Source organism: Variovorax sp. FW305-3-2-15-B-LB1, assembly GCF_058787635.1.
Genome location: NZ_JBYSZY010000003.1, coordinates 107,180 through 126,287, shown reverse-complemented (window position 1 = coordinate 126,287; position 19,108 = coordinate 107,180). Strand labels below are relative to the sequence as shown.

General features: G+C 65.6%; 17 protein-coding genes and 1 pseudogene. 12 read left to right on the top strand and 6 right to left on the bottom strand.

Annotation, left to right across the window (positions count from 1 at the left end):
• Nucleotides 1–144 precede the first annotated feature (144 nt).
• The gene (locus AC3WQR_RS03230; protein WP_070060550.1) at nucleotides 145–777 is read right to left on the bottom strand and encodes a MotA/TolQ/ExbB proton channel family protein; all 633 of its coding nucleotides are present in this window, start codon (nucleotides 775–777) and stop codon (nucleotides 145–147) included.
• Between the two features lie 312 nt (nucleotides 778–1,089).
• Between AC3WQR_RS03230 and xseA the strand changes: the two genes are divergently transcribed.
• Nucleotides 1,090–2,403 carry an exodeoxyribonuclease VII large subunit gene (gene xseA, locus AC3WQR_RS03225; protein WP_492741143.1) on the top strand — a complete coding sequence of 438 codons (1,314 nt, stop codon included), beginning with the start codon at nucleotides 1,090–1,092 and terminating at the stop codon, nucleotides 2,401–2,403.
• 50 nt (nucleotides 2,404–2,453) lie between these two features.
• The gene (locus AC3WQR_RS03220; protein WP_095745206.1) at nucleotides 2,454–3,035 is read left to right on the top strand and encodes a superoxide dismutase; all 582 of its coding nucleotides are present in this window, start codon (nucleotides 2,454–2,456) and stop codon (nucleotides 3,033–3,035) included.
• A 69-nt stretch (nucleotides 3,036–3,104) separates the two neighbouring features.
• On the opposite strand, the gene AC3WQR_RS03215 is transcribed toward AC3WQR_RS03220, so the two are convergent.
• The 3 genes from AC3WQR_RS03215 to AC3WQR_RS03205 form a co-directional block, all read right to left on the bottom strand.
• A complete protein-coding gene (locus tag AC3WQR_RS03215; protein ID WP_492741142.1) occupies nucleotides 3,105–3,575 on the bottom strand; it encodes a DUF192 domain-containing protein in 471 nt (156 codons plus the stop codon).
• A 91-nt stretch (nucleotides 3,576–3,666) separates the two neighbouring features.
• On the bottom strand, nucleotides 3,667–3,852 hold the full coding sequence (locus AC3WQR_RS03210) for a hypothetical protein (protein ID WP_062471496.1): 186 nt from the start codon (nucleotides 3,850–3,852) through the stop codon (nucleotides 3,667–3,669).
• Nucleotides 3,853–4,004: 152 nt separating this feature from the next.
• Nucleotides 4,005–4,343, bottom strand: a complete 339-nt coding sequence (locus AC3WQR_RS03205; RefSeq protein WP_062471494.1) for a hypothetical protein — start codon at nucleotides 4,341–4,343, stop codon at nucleotides 4,005–4,007.
• Between the two features lie 219 nt (nucleotides 4,344–4,562).
• Between AC3WQR_RS03205 and icd the strand changes: the two genes are divergently transcribed.
• The 10 genes and pseudogenes from icd to AC3WQR_RS03155 all read left to right on the top strand — a co-directional run bounded on the left by icd (nucleotide 4,563) and on the right by AC3WQR_RS03155 (nucleotide 17,471).
• Nucleotides 4,563–5,822: an NADP-dependent isocitrate dehydrogenase gene (gene icd / locus AC3WQR_RS03200; RefSeq protein WP_492741141.1), complete on the top strand. Its 1,260-nt coding sequence runs from the start codon at nucleotides 4,563–4,565 to the stop codon at nucleotides 5,820–5,822.
• A gap of 360 nt (nucleotides 5,823–6,182) precedes the next feature.
• Complete coding sequence (tssH, locus tag AC3WQR_RS03195) at nucleotides 6,183–8,888, top strand: type VI secretion system ATPase TssH (protein ID WP_492741140.1); 2,706 nt, start codon at nucleotides 6,183–6,185, stop codon at nucleotides 8,886–8,888.
• Between the two features lie 96 nt (nucleotides 8,889–8,984).
• Nucleotides 8,985–9,272, top strand: a pseudogene (tssB, locus tag AC3WQR_RS03190) (type VI secretion system contractile sheath small subunit); the annotation flags it as partial.
• 743 nt (nucleotides 9,273–10,015) lie between these two features.
• The gene (locus AC3WQR_RS03185) at nucleotides 10,016–10,600 is read left to right on the top strand and encodes a hypothetical protein (RefSeq protein WP_492741139.1); all 585 of its coding nucleotides are present in this window, start codon (nucleotides 10,016–10,018) and stop codon (nucleotides 10,598–10,600) included.
• Nucleotides 10,601–10,740: 140 nt separating this feature from the next.
• Nucleotides 10,741–11,100 carry an ATP-dependent Clp protease adapter ClpS gene (clpS, locus tag AC3WQR_RS03180; RefSeq protein WP_062471456.1) on the top strand — a complete coding sequence of 120 codons (360 nt, stop codon included), beginning with the start codon at nucleotides 10,741–10,743 and terminating at the stop codon, nucleotides 11,098–11,100.
• A gap of 67 nt (nucleotides 11,101–11,167) precedes the next feature.
• Nucleotides 11,168–13,489 carry an ATP-dependent Clp protease ATP-binding subunit ClpA gene (clpA, locus tag AC3WQR_RS03175; protein ID WP_062471453.1) on the top strand — a complete coding sequence of 774 codons (2,322 nt, stop codon included), beginning with the start codon at nucleotides 11,168–11,170 and terminating at the stop codon, nucleotides 13,487–13,489.
• 100 nt (nucleotides 13,490–13,589) lie between these two features.
• A complete protein-coding gene (gene cls / locus AC3WQR_RS03170) occupies nucleotides 13,590–15,038 on the top strand; it encodes a cardiolipin synthase (RefSeq protein WP_139706230.1) in 1,449 nt (482 codons plus the stop codon).
• Nucleotides 15,039–16,478, top strand: a complete 1,440-nt coding sequence (gene sbcB, locus AC3WQR_RS03165; protein WP_159271896.1) for an exodeoxyribonuclease I — start codon at nucleotides 15,039–15,041, stop codon at nucleotides 16,476–16,478.
• Between the two features lie 20 nt (nucleotides 16,479–16,498).
• Nucleotides 16,499–16,933 carry a DUF3574 domain-containing protein gene (locus AC3WQR_RS03160; protein WP_492741138.1) on the top strand — a complete coding sequence of 145 codons (435 nt, stop codon included), beginning with the start codon at nucleotides 16,499–16,501 and terminating at the stop codon, nucleotides 16,931–16,933.
• Nucleotides 16,920–17,471, top strand: coding sequence for a GNAT family N-acetyltransferase (locus AC3WQR_RS03155; RefSeq protein ID WP_492741137.1), 552 nt, complete (start codon nucleotides 16,920–16,922; stop codon nucleotides 17,469–17,471). The genes AC3WQR_RS03160 and AC3WQR_RS03155 overlap by 14 nt, the downstream gene beginning before the upstream one ends.
• Here AC3WQR_RS03155 and AC3WQR_RS03150 read toward each other — a convergent pair.
• Together AC3WQR_RS03150 and AC3WQR_RS03145 are read right to left on the bottom strand one after the other, a co-directional pair.
• Nucleotides 17,468–17,977: a GNAT family N-acetyltransferase gene (locus AC3WQR_RS03150; RefSeq protein ID WP_492741136.1), complete on the bottom strand. Its 510-nt coding sequence runs from the start codon at nucleotides 17,975–17,977 to the stop codon at nucleotides 17,468–17,470. The two genes, AC3WQR_RS03155 and AC3WQR_RS03150, sit on opposite strands and share 4 nt — an antisense overlap.
• Nucleotides 17,978–17,987: 10 nt before the next feature.
• Nucleotides 17,988–19,052, bottom strand: a complete 1,065-nt coding sequence (locus tag AC3WQR_RS03145) for a DUF72 domain-containing protein (RefSeq protein WP_492741135.1) — start codon at nucleotides 19,050–19,052, stop codon at nucleotides 17,988–17,990.
• Between the last annotated feature and the right edge of the window lie 56 nt (nucleotides 19,053–19,108).

The following is a 19,108-nucleotide window of genomic DNA, read 5'->3' as shown; positions in this document are numbered from 1 at the left end:
CGGCCCCGAGTCATAGGCTCACCCCCAGGCTGCGCGCACTTCGTGTCGCTACGCCAACCCCCTTCCGGGGGCGACACCTGCGGCCCGGCGAAGCCGGTTCCGCGGTGTCCCTGGTGTGGCGGCCGTCGGTTGCTGCGATGGCCGTCATTTGCGAAGTGCGTTCAAGTGGCGCGCAAAGCGCTCGCCCGAGAGTTCGAGGTTCAGCAGGTACTCGTCGACGCGGCTGCGGAAGTAGCGCCAGAAGATCAGCGTGGGGATGGCCACGATCAGGCCGAAGGCCGTGTTGTACAGCGCGATCGAAATGCCGTGCGCCAGCTGCGCCGGATTGCCCGAACCGACGGCACCGCTGCCGGGCGACTGCGAGCCGAAGATCTCGATCATGCCGATCACCGTGCCCAGCAGGCCGAGCAGCGGCGCGGCCGAGGCGATGGTGGCCAGCGCCGGCAGGTAACGTTCCAGCTTGTGCGCCACGGTGCGGCCCGAGGCCTCCATGGCGGCGCGCAGGTCTTCTTCGGTGCAGCGCGGGTTGGCGTTCAGCGCGCGCAGGCCGGCGGCCAGCACTTGGCCGAGCATCGAGTTGCTTTCCAGTTTGGTCACGACATCCGGGCCGGGAACCGCGCCGCGCGACACGGTGATGGTCTCGTCCAGCAGCTTCGGCGGCAGGACCTTGACGGTCTTGAGGCTGGTGAAACGTTCAATGACCAGCGCGAGTGCGATGACCGAACAGGCGAGCAATGGCCAGATTGGCCAGCCCGCGGCAACAATGATGGAAAACAAGAAAATCCTCCGGCCCGTAGACTGCAAATGCGCGGCGATTATCCACCGAGCCACCATCGGCTCGCGGCTTGTTTGCGTGTCGGCAAGGACGCACAGATTCTGTGGATAACTTTGTGATTAACCCATCGCGCAATGTCTCCGAACCCGCATGGGACGGGCTTTCCGTTAGATCGATTGAATTTTGAGCAGCACTTTTTTTAATGAAATCAACAGCTTGCACGAGAACTCGTGCATCTGTTCCACCATACCCCTCCAAAGTGGGGGGCGCGGCGCCCGTTGTGGAAGAGTGGCGCTCGGCGGCGGAGGGGCGCGATGAGCTTCAGGGAGCCGAATGCCGCGCCCGGGCCGCGCGTGTGGGCCGTGGGCGCGCTGTGCCGCGCGGTGGCCGATGCGCTCGATGCGCGTTTCAACCCGGTCTCGGTGCGCGGGGAAATCTCCGGTTTCTCGCGCGCGTCGAGCGGCCATTGCTATTTCTCGCTCAAGGACGAATCCGGCCAGCTGCGCTGCGCGATGTTCCGTCGCGCGGCGAGTCTGCTCGACTTCACGCCGCGCGACGGCGACCAGGTCGAGGTGCGCGGTCGGCTGGCGGTGTACGAACCGCGCGGCGATCTGCAACTGGTGGTCGAAAGCCTGCGGCGCGCGGGGCAGGGCGCGCTGTTCGAGCAGTTCCTGCAGCGCAAGGCACGCCTCGAGGCCGAAGGTCTGTTCGACCCGGCGCGCAAACGCGCGCTGCCCTCCATGCCGCGTGCCGTGGGCGTTGTCACCTCGCTGGGGGCCGCGGCGCTGCATGACGTCGTGACCGCGCTGCGGCGGCGCGTCCCACATATTCCCGTGGTGCTGGCGCCGGCGGCAGTGCAGGGCGCCAACGCGCCGGCCGAACTGGTGCGCGCCTTGCAGTCGCTCTACACGCTGGAGCCGGCCGTCGACGTGATCCTGCTGGTGCGCGGTGGCGGCTCCATCGAGGACCTCTGGGCCTTCAACGACGAAACGCTGGCGCGCACCATCGTGCAGAGTCCCGTGCCGGTGATCAGCGGCGTGGGGCACGAAACCGATTTCACCATCGCCGATTTCTGTGCCGACCTGCGCGCGCCGACGCCGACGGCTGCCGCCGAACTCGTCAGCGCGCCGCGCGACCTGTGGCTCGGCGCGCTCGACCTGCTCGACGAGCGGCTCGGCGATGCGCTGGGCGGGCGGCTCGACGTGCTCGGCCAACGGCTGGACCAGGCGGCCGCGCGGCTGGGCCGCCCATCGGGCCTGGTCGCGCGCCAGCAGTTGCGGCTGGCGCACCACGCGCAGCGGCTGCACTACGCGGTGCTGTCGCGTCGGGAGCGATTGGCGCAGGTGCCGCAGGTCATCGCCACCGATTTCTCCGCGAAGTTCGCGCGTTCGCTGACGCAGCGGCGCGAGCGACTCGAGCGCGTGGCCCTGCGCCTGCGCCTGCTCGACCCGGCTCTGGTGCTGCAGCGCGGCTATGCCTTGCTGACCGATGGCGAAGGCCGTGCGGTCGTCAGCGCAGGCAGCCTGCAGGCCGGCGATGCCGTGGTCGCACGCCTTTCCGATGGCTCAATCGACCTGACCGTGACGCCCGGCGGCGCGACGGGAACACGTCTGACGCCGCCCCCCTGATTACTTCCTAGAATCCTTCATTCCCCACAACCAACCCACGAGAAAAAACCATGGAACATGTGCTCCCACCCCTGCCGTACGCCATCGACGCGCTGGCCCCCGAGTATTCGAAGGAAACGCTCGAGTACCACCACGGCAAGCACCACAACGCCTACGTGGTGAACCTGAACAACCTGCAAAAGGGCACCGAGTTCGAAGCGATGACGCTCGAAGAGATCGTCAAGAAGTCCAGCGGCGGCATCTACAACAACGCCGCCCAGATCTGGAACCACACCTTCTTCTGGAACTGCATGAAGCCGCAAGGCGGCGGCGCACCCACCGGCGCGCTGGCCAAGGCCATCGACGCCAAGTGGGGCAGCTACGACGCCTTCAAGGAAGCCTTCGTGAAGTCGGCCGTCGGCAACTTCGGTTCGGGCTGGACGTGGCTGGTGAAGAAGGCCGACGGTTCGGTGGACATCGTGAACACCGGCGCCGCCGGCACGCCGCTGACCACCGCCGACACCGCGCTGCTGACGGTGGACGTGTGGGAACACGCGTACTACATCGACTACCGCAACCTGCGCCCGAAGTTCGTCGAAACCTTCCTGGCCAAGCTGGCCAACTGGGACTTCGCGGCGAAGAACTTCGGCTGAAGCCGGACCTGGCGCTTGCCATGAAAAAAGCCGACCTGCGGGTCGGCTTTTTTACGGGTGCTGAGTTGCTCAGCGCTTGGCGGTCGAGAACAGCTCTCCGCCCAGCTTTGCGCCCTTCTTGATGTTCTTCTTGGCGAACCAGCCCTGGTTCATCTCGAGCACGTAGCGCACCGGCTCTTCGGAGCAATGCGAGTTCTCGGTCATCGGCTGCATGTCGACCAGATTGACGATGCGGCCATCGTCGGCCACGAAGGCGGCGGTCAGCGGCAACAGGGTGTTGCGCATCCAGAAGCACTGCGTGGCCGGCTGCTCGAAGACGAAGATCATGCCTTCGGCTTGCGGCATCGTCTTGCGGAACATCAGGCCGATCTCGCGCTCGCGGGGCGATTGCGCCACCTGCGCATCGATCTTGTAGAGGCCGACCGACAACTGCGTGCGTGCCAGATCGGTTTGGGGTTGCGGTTGGATTTGCTGCTGCGCGTGGGCCGGCGCCAAGAAGGACGCGGACACCAGAAGCAGCGCGGCGAGACGCTGAAACATCGGATGACTCTTTCGGGGCCAGGACACACGAGTTCGGCCCGTGACCAATAAAAATGCCCGCTGAAGCGGGCATTGCCGGGAGCTCGAAAGCTTACACCTTCTTGGCGGCCGCGTGGGCCTTGGAGACGTGACGCACCTTGTGCTTCTTGACCGTGTGCTTGGCCTTGGCCTTGTGGACCGCGGGAGCGGCCGGCGCTGCGGGCGCGGGTTCGGCGGCTTGGGCGAATGCACCGGCTGCGAAGAGGCCGGCGACCAGGGCTGCGATCAGCTTGTTCATGAGAAATCCTTTGAGATTGTTGATATGGATCACCTCCCTGCGGAAGGCCTCCATTCAACGGACCTCAAGAACCCCGGTTGACAGTGGTTGAACAAAACTGCGAACGAAAAAAAGCGCTCCGGAGAGCGCTTTTCTTAGGGGGACAGACCAGCTTACTTGGCGCCGGGCATGTCAGGCGTGCCGCCTTGCGTGGCCTTGCGCTTCACGCTGCCGTCCTTGTTGCGACGACGATCGTCGCGGGTCTTGGCGCGCTTTTCGCCAGCAACGCCAGCCTTGTCGGCACCGAAGGCGCCGCCTTCAGGCGTCTTGGCGATGTCGCCAGCAGCGGGAGCCACTTGACCAGCGGGCTTGGCTTCCTTCTTGGCTTCAGCGCGAGCTTGCGGCTTGCTGTTGGTCGCGTTGCCTTGTTCGGGCGTGGTACCGGCCGGGTTCTGGGCGTACGCGCCAGCGGCGAACAGGCCAGCGATCATGACTGCGAGAAGTTTGCTCATTGATGATTCCTCTATCGAGAATTGGTTGGAAACGCCTCCCGGCGAGCAGAAGGTCAGCCAGTAACGGGCTCTATCGCCCTACGGTTGACAATTGTCCGCTGATGGGTTGCGTCTAAAATGTACAGCGATTTGTTAGCGCGCTGTACAGCGATTCTCCCTCGCTGTCTGAATTCGCAGACAGTCGTTCGAATTACGTCACTCCCGGAGTCAAGCCCCCTCATGTCCAGCTATCAGCACATCAAAGTCCCGACCGAAGGCCAGAAGATCACGGTCAACGCTGACAATTCGCTCAATGTGCCCGATCAGCCGATCATTCCGTTCATCGAAGGCGACGGCACCGGGCTGGACATCACGCCGGTGATGCTCAAGGTGGTGGACGCCGCAGTGGCCAAGGCCTACGGCGGCAAGAAGAAGATCCACTGGATGGAGGTCTACGCCGGCGAGAAGTCGACCAAGGTCTACGGCCCCGACGTCTGGCTCCCCGAGGAAACCCTGCATGCGGTGCGCGACTACGTGGTGTCCATCAAGGGCCCGCTGACCACGCCCGTCGGCGGCGGCATCCGCTCGCTGAACGTGGCGCTGCGCCAGGAACTCGACCTGTACGTCTGCCTGCGGCCCATCCAGTACTTCGAGGGCGTGCCCAGCCCGGTGCGCGAGCCGCAAAAGACCAACATGGTCATCTTCCGCGAGAACTCGGAAGACATCTATGCCGGCATCGAGTTCGAAGCCGAAAGCGACAAGGCCAAGAAGCTCATCAAGTTCCTGCAGGACGAGATGGGCGTCAAGAAGATCCGCTTCCCCAACACCTCGGGCATCGGCGTCAAGCCCGTCTCGCGCGAAGGCACCGAGCGCCTCGTGCGCAAGGCCTTCCAGTACGCGATCGACAACGACAAGCCGAGCGTGACCCTGGTCCACAAGGGCAACATCATGAAGTTCACCGAAGGTGGCTTCCGTGACTGGGGCTACAACCTGGCTGCCAAGGAATTCGGCGCCGAGCTGATCGACGGAGGTCCGTGGATGAAGTTCAAGAACCCCAAGACGGGCAAGGAAATCACCGTCAAGGACAGCATCGCCGATGCGTTCCTGCAGCAGATCCTGCTGCGCCCTGCGGAATACAGCGTGATCGCCACGCTGAACCTCAACGGCGACTACGTGTCCGACGCGCTGGCCGCACAGGTCGGTGGCATCGGCATCGCACCGGGTGCGAACCTGAGCGACACCGTCGCCATGTTCGAGGCCACCCACGGCACGGCCCCCAAGTACGCCGGTAAGGACTATGTGAACCCGGGTTCCGAGATCCTGTCCGCCGAAATGATGCTGCGCCACATGGGCTGGACCGAAGCGGCCGACCTGATCATCAGCTCGATGGAAAAATCGATCGCCAGCAAGAAGGTCACCTATGACTTCGCGCGCCTGATGGACGGCGCGACGCAAGTGAGCTGCTCTGGCTTCGGTCAGGTCATGATCGACAACATGTAATTGCGATCGCTGACGTCGAGAAACGTCGGACCCTTATCAAGCCCTCGAGCTTCCGAAAGGACTCGAGGGTTTTTTCTTGCTTGTCGCCCTCGCGATATCGTTAGTGAATTACCTCCTTTGTGCTCTGAACGTAAGGAGCTGCGGGCAAACATCACAGATCAATAGGCTCCGTCCTTCGTTTAACTATTGGTAGAAACTGTGCTGTGTTTGCCTCGCGGCGAGCCGCCAGAATCGCGCCCATTCCAAGAAGCATAGGGGGCGCGAAGTGGGGAAAAAGAACGCAGGAATCTGCCTGGCAACAGGGGGCCTCGCAGACGACCCGATCGAACAGGGCGTGCACGCTGCACGGCAGATCGCGCAATGACGATCTCTCGGCGAGCGCTGTTCGGCAAGCTCAACCTCACTTTGTTTCGCGGCATTGAATCCGCCACCGCCTTTGCCAAGCTGCGCGGCAATCCCTATGTCGAACTGACGCACTGGATTCACCAGCTCTGGCAGCTCAACGACAGCGACCTGCACCGCATCTGCCGGCACTACCAGATCGACGCGCAAGCCATCGAGAAAGACTTCGCATCGGCCTTGTCCAGCTTGCCATCGGGTGCCACCTCGCTGACCGATTTCTCCAGTCACATCGAAGCTGCCATCGAGCGCGCGTGGGTGCTCTCGAGTCTCGAGTTCGGCGCGCATTGCGTGCGTGGTGCTTGGTTGTTTGCTGCGCTGCTTCAGACGCCTGACCTGCGGCGCGTGCTTCTTGGCATCTCGCCTGCATTCCAGCGAATCCCTGCAGATCAACTGACGGAGGCCATCGGTGCCATCGTGGTCGGCTCCCCCGAAGGGCAGGAAGGACCGCACGATGGCGCCGGTCTGCTATCAGCGCTGCCTGGTGAAGCCAGCGCCGCGCTCGCCGATGCGGCGTTGGATGGAAAGTCGGCGTTGCGGCGCTACTGCACGGATCTGACCGAGCGCGCGTCTCAAGGGCAGATCGATCCGGTCATCGGGCGCGGACACGAGATCCGCACGATGGTCGACATCCTGCTGCGTCGCCGCCAGAACAATCCCTTGCTCACAGGAGACGCGGGCGTCGGCAAGACCGCGGTGGTCGAGGGGCTCGCGTTGGCCATCGCGCAAGGCGAGGTTCCTCCCGATCTGAAGAACTGCCGCCTGTGGAGTCTCGATGTCGGAGCGCTGTTGGCCGGCGCAAGCATGCGCGGGGAGTTCGAGTCCCGCCTCAAAGCCTTGCTGGAAGAAGCGGGTAAATCGGCGCAGCCCGTCATCCTCTTCATCGACGAGGTGCACACCTTGGTCGGTGCGGGCGGGCAATCCGGAACAGGCGATGCCGCCAACCTGCTCAAGCCAGCGCTTGCACGGGGAACCTTGCGCACGATCGGTGCCACCACCTGGAGCGAGTACAAGCGCCACATCGAGAAAGACCCAGCGCTGACGCGACGCTTTCAGACGCTGCAGGTGGCAGAGCCCGACGAGGTTGCTGCGATCGAGATGGTGCGTGGCCTTGTTGCCACCTTTGCCGAGCACCACGGCGTGCTCGTGCTCGATGAGGCCGTGCGCGCCGCCGTGACGCTGTCGCATCGCTACATCCCTGCACGCCAGCTGCCCGACAAGGCGATCAGTCTCCTGGACACCGCATGTGCGCGCGTTGCCATGTCGCTTCACGCGCCGCCGCCTGAAGTCGAGCAATGGCGGCACCGCATCGCAGCCCTCCAGGTTGAGCTCGAACTGCTGAGTCAGGAGGGTGTCGTTGCCCAGGGGAGTGATGCAAGAGCGTTGCGCCTCGACAAAGCTCGATCCCAACTCGATGCCGCGCAGCAGGCGTTGACCTTGCACGAAGCGCGATGGCAAGACGAGCTTGCACTGGTTCGCACGATTCATGGATTGAGGACCAAGAAGGGGGAGGAGGCGAAAGAGCTGAGCTGCGCCGAGGGGAATGCACCCTCGGCGCAGCTGGAGGCCCTCGAACTCGAGCTTGCCGCGCACCAGAAGGAGTTGCCTCTGATTTTTCCCCAGGTGGACGAGGCCGTGGTTGCGGGCATCGTGGCCGACTGGACGGGGATTCCCGTAGGTCGGATGGTCACCGACGAAGTCGCGGCGGTCGTTGCGCTTCAATCAAGACTGGAAGCGCGCGTGATCGGCCAGGGGCCTGCGCTCGCGGCGATCACGGAGCGCATGCAGACGGCGCGGGCGCGCCTGACGGATCCGAACAAGCCGGTGGGGGTGTTCCTGCTGGCCGGCCCTTCGGGTGTGGGCAAGACAGAAACGGCATTGGCATTGGCCGAAGCCATGTATGGCGGTGAGCAGAACCTCATCACCATCAACATGAGCGAGTTCCAGGAGTCGCACACGGTGTCGACCTTGAAAGGCGCGCCCCCGGGTTACGTCGGCTTCGGTGAAGGTGGCGTGCTCACGGAGGCCGTGCGCCGAAAGCCCTACAGCACGATCCTGCTCGATGAGGTGGAAAAGGCCCATCCGGATGTGCACGAGATCTTCTATCAGGTGTTCGACAAGGGGTGGATGGAAGATGGGGAAGGGCGTCGTGTCGATTTCCGAAACACCACGATCCTGTTGACGAGCAACACTGGTGCTGAACTCATCACCGCTCTGAGCGAAGATCCCTTGCTGGTGCCCGATGTCGAGGCTCTGCGCGATGCACTCCAGCCGGCGCTGCGAACGGTCTTTCCTGCGGCATTCCTTGGCCGGTTGACCGTGGTGCCTTACCTGCCCTTGGCCCCGGACGCACTGCGCGACATCGTGAGCTTGCACCTGGATCGCGTGGTCGAGCGCATGCATGCGCAGCATGACATTGCGCTGGACTACACGCCTGCGCTGCTCAATGAAATCGTCGGCCACTGCGGTGCCTACGAAACCGGGGCTCGCCGTCTGATCGGCTTCATCGAACAACGTCTCCTGCCGATTCTTTCCCGGCAGTGGCTGGATGCGCTTCAAGCGCGGCAAAAGATCCGGCGCATGACTGCCGACGTGAAGCCGAGTGACAGCGCCAACCCGACCTTGCAAGGAGGAGGCGCCATCGTCTGTCACACCGAGTTCGCCTGAGTCCACCGAGCCGTCTCGTTGGCGCAGGAGATGCGTCGTTGCCCCCGAAGAGGCGCGATGCCAGGTTCTTGTCTGTTTTTTCACCAGGGAGTTTTCATGGCCACCAACAACAACAGCAGTCAGAAGTTCATTGCCCGCAACAGGGCACCACGCGTGCAGATCGAGTACGACGTGGAAATCTACGGGTCCGAAAAGAAGATCGAATTGCCTTTCGTGATGGGCGTCTTGTCCGATCTGTCCGGCAAGCCGACGCAGGCCTTGCCTCCTGTGCCCGAGAGAAAGTTCCTCGATATCGACATCGACAACTTCGATGAGCGAATGAAGGCCATCCAGCCGCGCGTGGCATTCGCCGTCCCCAACACGCTGACGGGCGAAGGCCAGCTCACCCGGCTGGCGCAGGCGGCAGGGCTTGCGCAGTCGTTGGTGCTGCTGGTCGAGGCGCTGCGGACCTGGCCCGAAGCGGTGCACCCCCAGTTGGTGATCGAAGGCGAGCGCGACCCGGCCGTGCGCGCCAATGCGCTCGCTGCGCTGGCCGATCCGGAGGGCCTGTTGAGCGACGTGCGAGAAGTCGTCATTGCAGCCAATGCCGCGCGGCACCTGACGGTGCGTGAAGTCGAGCGCGCCTTTGCGATGCCCCGGGCGCCGGACGCAGCCAGTCCGGAGGCCATGGCGCAGCAGCTGGCAGACCTCGCGGCCGCTGCGTCGGGCGACGACCAGGCGCCGCTGCGCCTGTTGGCGCAAGCGGCCGAGGCGGCGGCGCAGATCGTCGCCTGGGCCGCCCAGCACCTGGGGCTGGACGCGCCTCCACTGCATGCGCTGGTGCGGTTGCTGGCCCCATTCCAGCGAACCGGGGCATCGGCGCCGCCTGTCGCGGCCGCAACAAGACCTGACCCGCTTCCGTCGTGGCCGGCAAGCACGCCAGCCGGTGAGGGCCTGGCGACACGCGACGACATCCTGCGTGACATTCGCAAGGCCCGCCGATGGTTCGAGAACCACGAACCAAGCAGTCCTGTCGCCGTGTTGCTCAAGCAGGCCGAACGCATGACCGGCCTGCGGTTTTCCCAGGTGGCCGATGCCATTCCACTCGATCTGCTGCGCAAGTGGGACGCCGACGAGGAGGTTTCGCTGTGACGCTGATCCAGGCCAATTTTCTTGTCGTCTGCTTCGCGGTCGGCGCCGCTGGCGCCTTGCTGGGCCTCTGGGCGTTCTCGCACAAGCTCGGCAAGCAGCTCGAAACGCAGCGCCGTGCCTCGGATTCGGAGCGCGAACAGATGCGGCTGGCGATCCGCGCCGAGCTGGCGCTGCTCGGGCAGCAGCAGACCGCGCACCAGAAAGCGCAACGCTTGGCACTGGCGCGTTGGCAGGCGGAGCAGGATGCGCGGCGGCTGGCTGAATGGCAGGCGTTGTCGCCAGCGCCCCCCACCTTGACGGGCATTAGAGGAGGGCCGGTTGCTCCGCCCGTTGCACCCTCACCCCCGCAGCGGCCGAGACCATTGCCACCAGTACCGGCCTTGCACGAGGATTCGGAGTTGCAGAACTCGCCAGTCCCGTTCACGCTGCCCGCCGCCGTTCACGAGGAAGCAGAGTGGGCTCCCGAGCGCGAACTCACCGACGAAGAAATCGACGCCCTGCCGCCCGATCTGCCGGTTCCGACCCGGGTGCCGGGCCGGAAATTGCCGGCGCCCAAAGGTCCCGTTCTGCGCAATCTGTAAAAAAGACCGGCAATCTGCCGGTTTTTTTACGTCTGTCTTCGTGCTGTCGTACACGACGCATGCCTCTTGATTTGTCGAATAGGCGTCACCAAGTCTGTTGGCGTCGGCACGGTGCTTGCACGCTCTATAGAATCTTTTTCATGGCAACGAGAATTCCCAAAACTCCCAGCACCCCACCGGCGCAGAAACCGGCGGGCGACGACGGAGATTCGGTCGTTCTGGAGCGCCGCCCGCAAAAAACGGCGCCGCCCCAGATGTACCAGGTCGTCATGCTGAACGACGACTACACGCCGATGGAGTTCGTGATCGTCATCCTGCAGGAATACTTCAGCAAGGACCGAGAAACGGCGACCCAGATCATGCTCAAGATCCACCTCGATGGCCGGGGTGTCTGTGGGGTTTATTCCCGCGACATGGCGGCCACCAAGGTCAATCAGGTGATGGAGGCCGCGCAGCAGGCAGGGCACCCGCTGCAATGTGTCAGCGAACCGGTCGCGTGAACCAGTTGAATTGCACGCGCTCCAACCCATCTGAGAACTTATTTACAGCAAGGCAAAAGGAAATCACATGATTGCCCAGGAACTGGAAGTCAGCTTGCACATGGCCTTCGTCGAGGCCCGGCAGCAACGCCACGAGTTCATCACCGTGGAACATCTGCTGCTCGCTTTGCTGGACAACCCGAGCGCCGCGGAAGTTCTGCGCGCCTGCTCGGCGAACGTCGACGACCTGCGGGCGTCGCTCACCAACTTCATCAAGGACAACACGCCGCAAGTGGCGGGTACCGATGATGTCGACACCCAGCCCACCCTGGGTTTCCAGCGCGTGATCCAGCGCGCCATCATGCATGTGCAGTCCACCGGCAACGGCAAGAAGGAAGTCACCGGCGCCAACGTGCTGGTCGCGATCTTCGGCGAGAAGGATTCGCACGCCGTGTACTACCTGCACCAGCAGGGCGTCACCCGACTGGACGTGGTCAATTTCATTGCCCACGGCATCAAGAAGAGCGATCCGCCGGAAGCCGTCAAGGGCAGCGGCGAAGCGCCTCAAGGCGAGGGCGAAGAGGGTGGCGGCGAACGCAACGAGAAGGCCTCGCCGCTCGAGCAGTTCACGCAAAACCTCAACCAGCTCGCCAAGGACGGCAAGATCGATCCCCTGATCGGCCGCGAATACGAGGTCGAGCGCGTGATCCAGATCCTGTGCCGCCGGCGCAAGAACAACCCGCTGCTCGTGGGCGAGGCCGGCGTGGGCAAGACCGCGATCGCGGAAGGCCTGGCATGGCGCATCACCCAGGGCGACGTGCCCGAGATCCTCGCCGAGGCGCAGGTCTACTCGCTCGACATGGGCGCGCTGCTGGCCGGCACCAAGTACCGCGGCGACTTCGAACAGCGCCTGAAGGGCGTGCTCAAGTCGCTCAAGGACAAGCCGAACGCCATCCTGTTCATCGACGAAATCCACACCCTGATCGGTGCGGGCGCAGCCTCGGGCGGCACGCTCGATGCGTCGAACCTGCTCAAGCCGGCGCTCTCCAGCGGCCAGCTCAAGTGCATCGGCGCCACCACCTTCACGGAATACCGTGGCATCTTCGAGAAGGATGCGGCCCTGTCGCGTCGTTTCCAGAAGGTCGACGTGGTCGAGCCGTCGGTGCAGGAAACCGTCGACATCCTCAAGGGCCTGAAGTCGCGTTTCGAGGAACACCATGGCGTGAAGTACGCCGTGGCGGCCCTGCAGGCCGCGGCCGAGCTCAGCGCCAAGTACATCAATGACCGTCACCTGCCTGACAAGGCGATCGACGTCATCGACGAAGCCGGCGCCGCTCAGCGCATCCTGCCGCCGAGCAAGCGCAAGAAGACCATCAGCAAGACCGAGGTCGAGGAAATCGTCGCGAAGATCGCGCGCATTCCCCCGGCCAACGTCAGCAACGACGACCGCAGCAAGCTGCAGACGATCGAGCGCGACCTCAAGAGCGTGGTGTTCGGCCAGGACAAGGCACTCGAAGTGCTGGCCTCCGCGGTCAAGATGGCGCGTTCGGGCCTGGGCAAGGGCGACAAGCCGATCGGCTCGTTCCTGTTCTCCGGCCCCACGGGCGTCGGCAAGACCGAAGCGGCGAAGCAGCTGGCCTACATCATGGGCATCGAGCTGATCCGCTTCGACATGTCGGAGTACATGGAGCGTCACGCGGTGAGCCGCCTGATCGGCGCGCCTCCGGGCTACGTCGGTTTCGACCAGGGCGGTCTGCTGACCGAGGCTGTCACGAAGAAGCCGCACGCGGTGCTGCTGCTCGACGAAATCGAGAAGGCGCACCCGGACATCTTCAACGTGCTGCTGCAGGTCATGGACCACGGCACGCTGACCGACAACAACGGGCGCAAGGCCGACTTCCGCAACGTCATCATCATCATGACGACGAACGCGGGTGCCGAGACCATGAACAAGGCGACCATCGGCTTCACGAACGCGCGGCAGGCCGGCGATGAAATGGGCGACATCAAGCGCCTGTTCACGCCTGAATTCCGCAACCGTCTGGACGCCATCGTCAACTTCAAGGCGCTCGACGAACAGGTCATCCTGCGCGTGGTCGACAAGTTCCTGCTGCAACTGGAAACCCAGCTCAGCGAGAAGAAGGTCGAGGTCACCTTCACCGACAAGCTGCGCAAGCACCTGGCGAAGAAGGGCTTCGATCCGCTGATGGGCGCACGCCCGATGCAGCGCCTGATCCAGGACACGATCCGTCGTGCGCTGGCCGACGAGCTTCTGTTCGGTCGCCTGACCGACGGCGGTCGCCTGGAAGTCGACCTCGACGAGAAGGACGAAGTGCTGCTCGACATCCAGCCGATCCCGAAGAAGGAAGGCAAGTCGAAGCCCGAAGCCGAGGAAGCCGCCACGGGCTGATCCCGCCGCTTCGAGGAACGAAGTCAAAGGCCGGTAGCATTCGCTGCTGGCCTTTTTCTTTGGGCCGGCCGAAAACACTCCGCCTTCAACCGCTTTTGCCTTGATCCTCCCCGAACTCAGCCACGAATGGAAAACCGGCCTCTCCCTGGCGTGGAGCGGCTACATCGCCGTGCTGTCGATCTGGATCGTGATGCAAAAGCGCGCGCCGGTGTCCACCATGAGCTGGATCCTGTCGCTGGCGCTGCTGCCGTTCGCGGGCTTCATCGTCTATTACTTCCTGGGGCCGCAGCGGCTGCGCAAGCAGCGGCTCAAGCGCCTGCGCAACCGCGCGAACGCCCATGCGCAGGCCGACCTGGCGCGGCTGCGTGACGCCTCGCAGCATGCGCCACCGGCGCTGCAGCAGATGGCCCGGCTGGGCACCGCCGCCTGCGGCCTGCCGGTGTCGAGCGCCACGGGCGTCGAGCTGCTGTCGGGCGGCGCGCGCACCTTCGACGCGATCTTCGAGGCCGTGCGCGCGGCGCGCGACCACGTCCACCTCGAGTACTACATCTTCGAGCCTGACCGGATCGGCACCGCGCTGCGCGACCTGCTGGTCGAGCGCGCGCAGGCCGGCGTGCGGGTGCGCCTGCTGCTTGACGCGCTCGGCTCCAAGCGCATCGGCCGCAAGTTCATGGCGCCGATGCACGCGGCGGGCGTGGAAGTGGCGCTGTTCCACGACACCAAGATCGGCCGGCGCCTGCGCCCCGTGACCAACTACCGCACCCACCGCAAGATCGTGGTGTGCGACGGCCGCGTGGGCTTCACGGGCGGCGTGAACATCACCGACGAGGAAGACAAGCGCACCAACCCCAAGGACGCGTACCACGACGTGCATGTGCGCATCGAGGGCAGCGCCGTGCGCTGGCTGCAGACCACCTTCCTCGAGGACTGGAGCTACGCCACCGGCGAAAAGCAGCACCGCTCCGACGCCGTGCTGGACGCGCTGCTGCCCCAGGTGGAGGCGGGCGACATCCCGGTGCAGATCGTCACCAGCGGCCCCGACAACGCCTTCGAGGCCATCCACCGCATGCATGTCGAGGCCATCCATTCGGCCACGCGCCGGGCCTGGCTCACCACGCCGTACTTCGTGCCGGGCGAGCCTGCGCTGATGGCGCTGACCAGCGCGGCGCTGCGCGGCGTCGACGTGCGGCTGCTCGTGCCGCGCCGCAGCGACTCGGCCATCGTGAGCGCTGCCGCGCGTTCGTACTTCGACGAGCTGATCGCCGCGGGCGTCAAGATCTGGGAGTACAAGGAACGCATGCTGCACTCCAAGACGCTGGTGGTCGACGACCATTGCGCGATGATCGGCACCGCCAATTTCGACAACCGCAGCTTCCGGCTCAACTTCGAGGTCTGCGCCGTGGTCTACGGGCCCGCGCTGACCCAGCCGCTGGCGGCGCAGTTCGAAACCGACCTGCACAGCTCTGGCGCGGTGCGCGCCCACCGCCCGCAGACTTTCTGGCGTCGCCTCGGCGACGCCATTGCGCGACTGTTTTCTCCCTTGCTCTGAATGAACCACACCTTTCTCTGGCACGACTACGAAACCTTCGGCGCCGTGCCGCGCCGCGACCGTCCCTCGCAGTTCGCGGCCATCCGCACCGACGCCGAGCTCAACGAGGTCGGCGAGCCGCTGATGATCTACTGCAAGCCCGCGCCGGACTACCTGCCCAGCCCCGAGGCCTGCCTGATCACCGGCATCACGCCGCAGGTCTGCCTGGAGCGCGGCATTCCCGAGCACGAGTTCGCGGCCCACATCGAGCAAGCCTTCTCGCAGCCCGGCACCATCGGCGTGGGCTACAACACCATCCGCTTCGACGACGAGGTCACGCGCTTCCTGTTCTGGCGCAACCTCATCGACCCGTACGCGCGCGAATGGCAGAACGACTGCGGCCGCTGGGACCTGCTCGACGTGGTGCGCCTCACGTATGCGCTGCGCCCCGACGGCATCGAGTGGCCGAAGAAGGAAGACGGCAAGCCCAGCTTCAAGCTCGAGGACCTGGCGCGCGCCAACGGCCTGCTGCACGAATCGGCGCACGATGCGCTGTCCGACGTGCGCGCCACCATTGCGCTGGCGCGACTCATCCGCGACAAGCAGCCCAAGCTGTTCGATTTCGCTTTCGGCCTGCACAAGAAGGACCGCGTGGCGATGGAGCTCGGCCTGCCCGCGATGCGCGAGACCGCCAAGCCTTTCCTGCACGTGTCGGGCATGTTCCCGGTCGAGCGCGGCTGCCTGGCCGTGATGTGGCCGCTGGCCAGCCACCCGACCAACAAGAACGAACTGCTGGCCTGGGACCTGTCGCAAGACCCAAGCGAGCTGCGCGACCTCGACGCCGAGACGCTGCGCCTGCGCCTGTTCACGCGCACCGCCGACCTGCCCGAAGGCATGACGCGGCTGCCGATGAAGAGCGTGCACCTGAACAAGTCGCCGATGGTGGTCGGCAACCTGCGCACGCTGGCACCGGCCATGGCCGAGCGCTGGGGCGTCGACATGGACACCGCCATGCGCCACGCCGCCATCGCGCGCGACCTGCCCGACATGAGCGCGATCTGGTCGCAGGTCTTTTCCCGCCCGAAGGAGGCGACGCCCGATGTCGATGAAGACCTCTATGGCGGTTTTGTCGGCAACGGCGACCGCCGTCGCCTGAACCAGCTGCGCGGGCTGTCGCCCGAGGGGCTCGCCAAGGAGCGCGTGGCCTTCGACGACGGGCGGCTCGAAGAAATCCTCTTCCGCTACCGCGCACGCAACTGGCCCGAGTCCCTGAACGAGGAGGAAACCGAGCGCTGGGAAGCGCTGCGCGTGGCGCGCCTGTTCAAGGGCGAGGGCGGGGCGCGCACCATCGAGGCGCTGTTCAGCGAGGTCGATGCGCTGTCCGAGAACGCCGACGAGCGCGGCGAAGAAATCCTGGGCGCGCTGTACGAGTACGCCGAGTCGATCGCGCCCGAGGCCTGAGCCAACACCGAGGGGCCGGCATGAACAACGTCGCACGCCACCGGCTGCCTCTCGCAGGCGTGGCGGGCGCGCTGGCCGCTGCGGTGCTTGCAGGGTGCGCCGCTGGGCCGTCCGGCCCCTGCGCCGCGGGCTTCGAGGCCTTCGAGCGCGACACCCTCTATTTCGGCCGCGCCATCCCCACGGGCGGTCAGGTGTCCGACGCCGACTGGGCCGACTTTCTCGACACCCGCGTGACACCGACCTTTCCGCAAGGCTTCACGGTGCTCGACGCCGCTGGCCAGTGGCGCGGCGCGTCGGGGCAGGTGGTGCGCGAGCCCTCGAAGCTGGTCGTGCTGCTGCACCCGCGCGACGCGAAGGCCGACGCGGCCATCGCCGTGTTGATCGACACCTACCGCCAGCGCTTCGCGCAAGAGGCGGTGTTGCAGGAAAGGCAGTCCGTCTGTGCCCGTTTCTGAAGCCGCTCCCACCGTTCGCCGACTGATTCCTGCCGACGCGCCGGCCTACCGTGCGCTGATGCTCGACGCCTACGCGCGGCACCCCGAGGCGTTCACGTCCACGGTCGAGGAGCGCGCCAGCCTGCCGCCGGCCTGGTGGGAGACGCGCCTGCGCACGGACGCCGACGCGGCCGAGGTGGTGTATGGCGCCTTCGATGCCACCGGCGCGCTGATCGGCGCGGCGGGGTTGGGCCGCGAATCGCGGCAGCGCACGCGCCACAAGGCGACCTTGTTCGGCATGGTGGTGGCGGAATCGGCACGGCGTGCGGGCGCCGGGCGACAACTCGTGCGGGCCTTGCTCGCGCATGCACGCACGCTCGACGGCGTGCGCGTGGTGCAACTGACGGTGACGGAAGGCAACCGCCCGGCGCAGGCGCTGTACGAACGCTGCGGCTTCCAGGTCTTCGGCGTCGAGCCGATGGCCACCGTGCTCGATGGCGTGTTCTCGTCGAAGGTCCACATGTGGTGCGACCTCGACGCGACACGGTCTTCGACTTAGTCGCCGCGCTCGCGCACCATCAGCAGCGCGGGCCCGTCGGGCGTGACCACCTCGCCCAGCGCGCGGAAGCCGGCCTTGGCATAGCTGCGGATCGCGCGGGCGTTGCGCGGCGACGGATCGGTCTGGATGCGCGTCACCGCCGGGTCGGCGAACAGCTGGTCCGTGAAGGCGCGGACCATCGCGCTGCCGAGTCCGCGATTCAATTGGTCCGCCCGAGCCAGGAACTGGTCGATGCCGCGCGCGCCCGGGTCGCGTTCGTCTTCCCACCAGCCGTCGCCCGAACCCATCACGACGTACGACTGGATGAATCCCAAGGGCTGCTCGCCGAGCAATGCGATGTAGCCGCGGTCGGGCGACTCGGGCGCCAGCATCGGCGTGAAGTCGGCCTCGACCTCGGCGAGCGTCGGCACGGGTGTCCACCACTCGGCCACGTGCGGGCGGCACAGCCAGTCGTGGAGCATCGCGAAATCCGTGGATTGCAGGGGCCGGAACGAGATCGAATGCATGGCGGGCGTTCTAGCGGGAGATCCGGTCGACGATGTCCTGCGCCAGCGACGCGATGGTCAGCGGCGCGCAGCCTTCGGCGTTGTTGCTCACGGTGACGAAGGCGTTCTGCCCGGCGCCCGTGGTGCCGGCAATCACCTTGGCCAGCGCGGCGCGGGTTTCCGGGTCGGGGTCGAGCACCTTGTCGAAGGGGCCGTAGAGTTTTTCGGCATCTTCATAGCCGAAGCGGCCGTGGCGGCGGTGCAGGTTCCATCGGCACACCAGCGGCCCGGGCCACAGGGCGCGCAGCATCGGCAGCTGGTCTTCGATGGGCGGCATCTTCGCGTGCAGGCCCATGCAAAAGGTCGCGCCCACGCTGCGCAGCATGTCGGCGAAGGCGGGGCACAGCAGCTGCGGGTCACGCACCTCGACGGCAAGCACGGCGTCGGGTGCGGTCGGCTTCAGGTCGGGCATCGCCGCCAGCATCGCGCCGATGCGTGCGATCAGCGCAGGCTGGTCGGCCAGCAGGTGCGCCGGGATCGGGCTCAGCTGGAACACCAGCGCGCCGATGCGGTGGCCCAGCCCGTCGAGCGCCGGCTGCACGAACTCCTGCAGCGCGATCTCGTGGCTCAGGAACACCGGGTTGGCCTGTGTGCCGCGGCCGCTTTCGTCGCGCACCGTGGCGTCGGTCACCAGGCTCGGGGCCTTCACGACGAAGCGGAAGTCGTCGGGCACCATGGCCGCGTAGCGCGCGTACTGGCTGGCGGTGAGGGCGCGGTAGAAGTTGCGGTCCAGGCTCACGGTGCGCAGCAGCGGGTGCTGGGCGAGCGCCGACAGGCCGTTCTTCGAGAGCACGGTTTCTGCGTAGTCGCCGTCCCAGACCAGGCCGGCCCAGCCGGGGTAGCTCCACGACGAGGTGCCCAGGCGCAGCTGCGGCGGCAACTCGGCGGCGAGAGCGACCAGCGCCGCGTCGGGGGCCAGCGGCTTCACGGTGGCACCGCGCGATTTCTTCGGCGAAGGCGCCGGCGCGTCGGCCGCTTCGGCCGGGCGCGGAAGTTCGGGGAGGTCGGAAAAGAGGGAGTCCTGCACGTCAGCCATGTCTGGGTCGGCATTTTCGGCCAAGCGGGGAGGCCTGTCGGCGCCGGGCACAATCC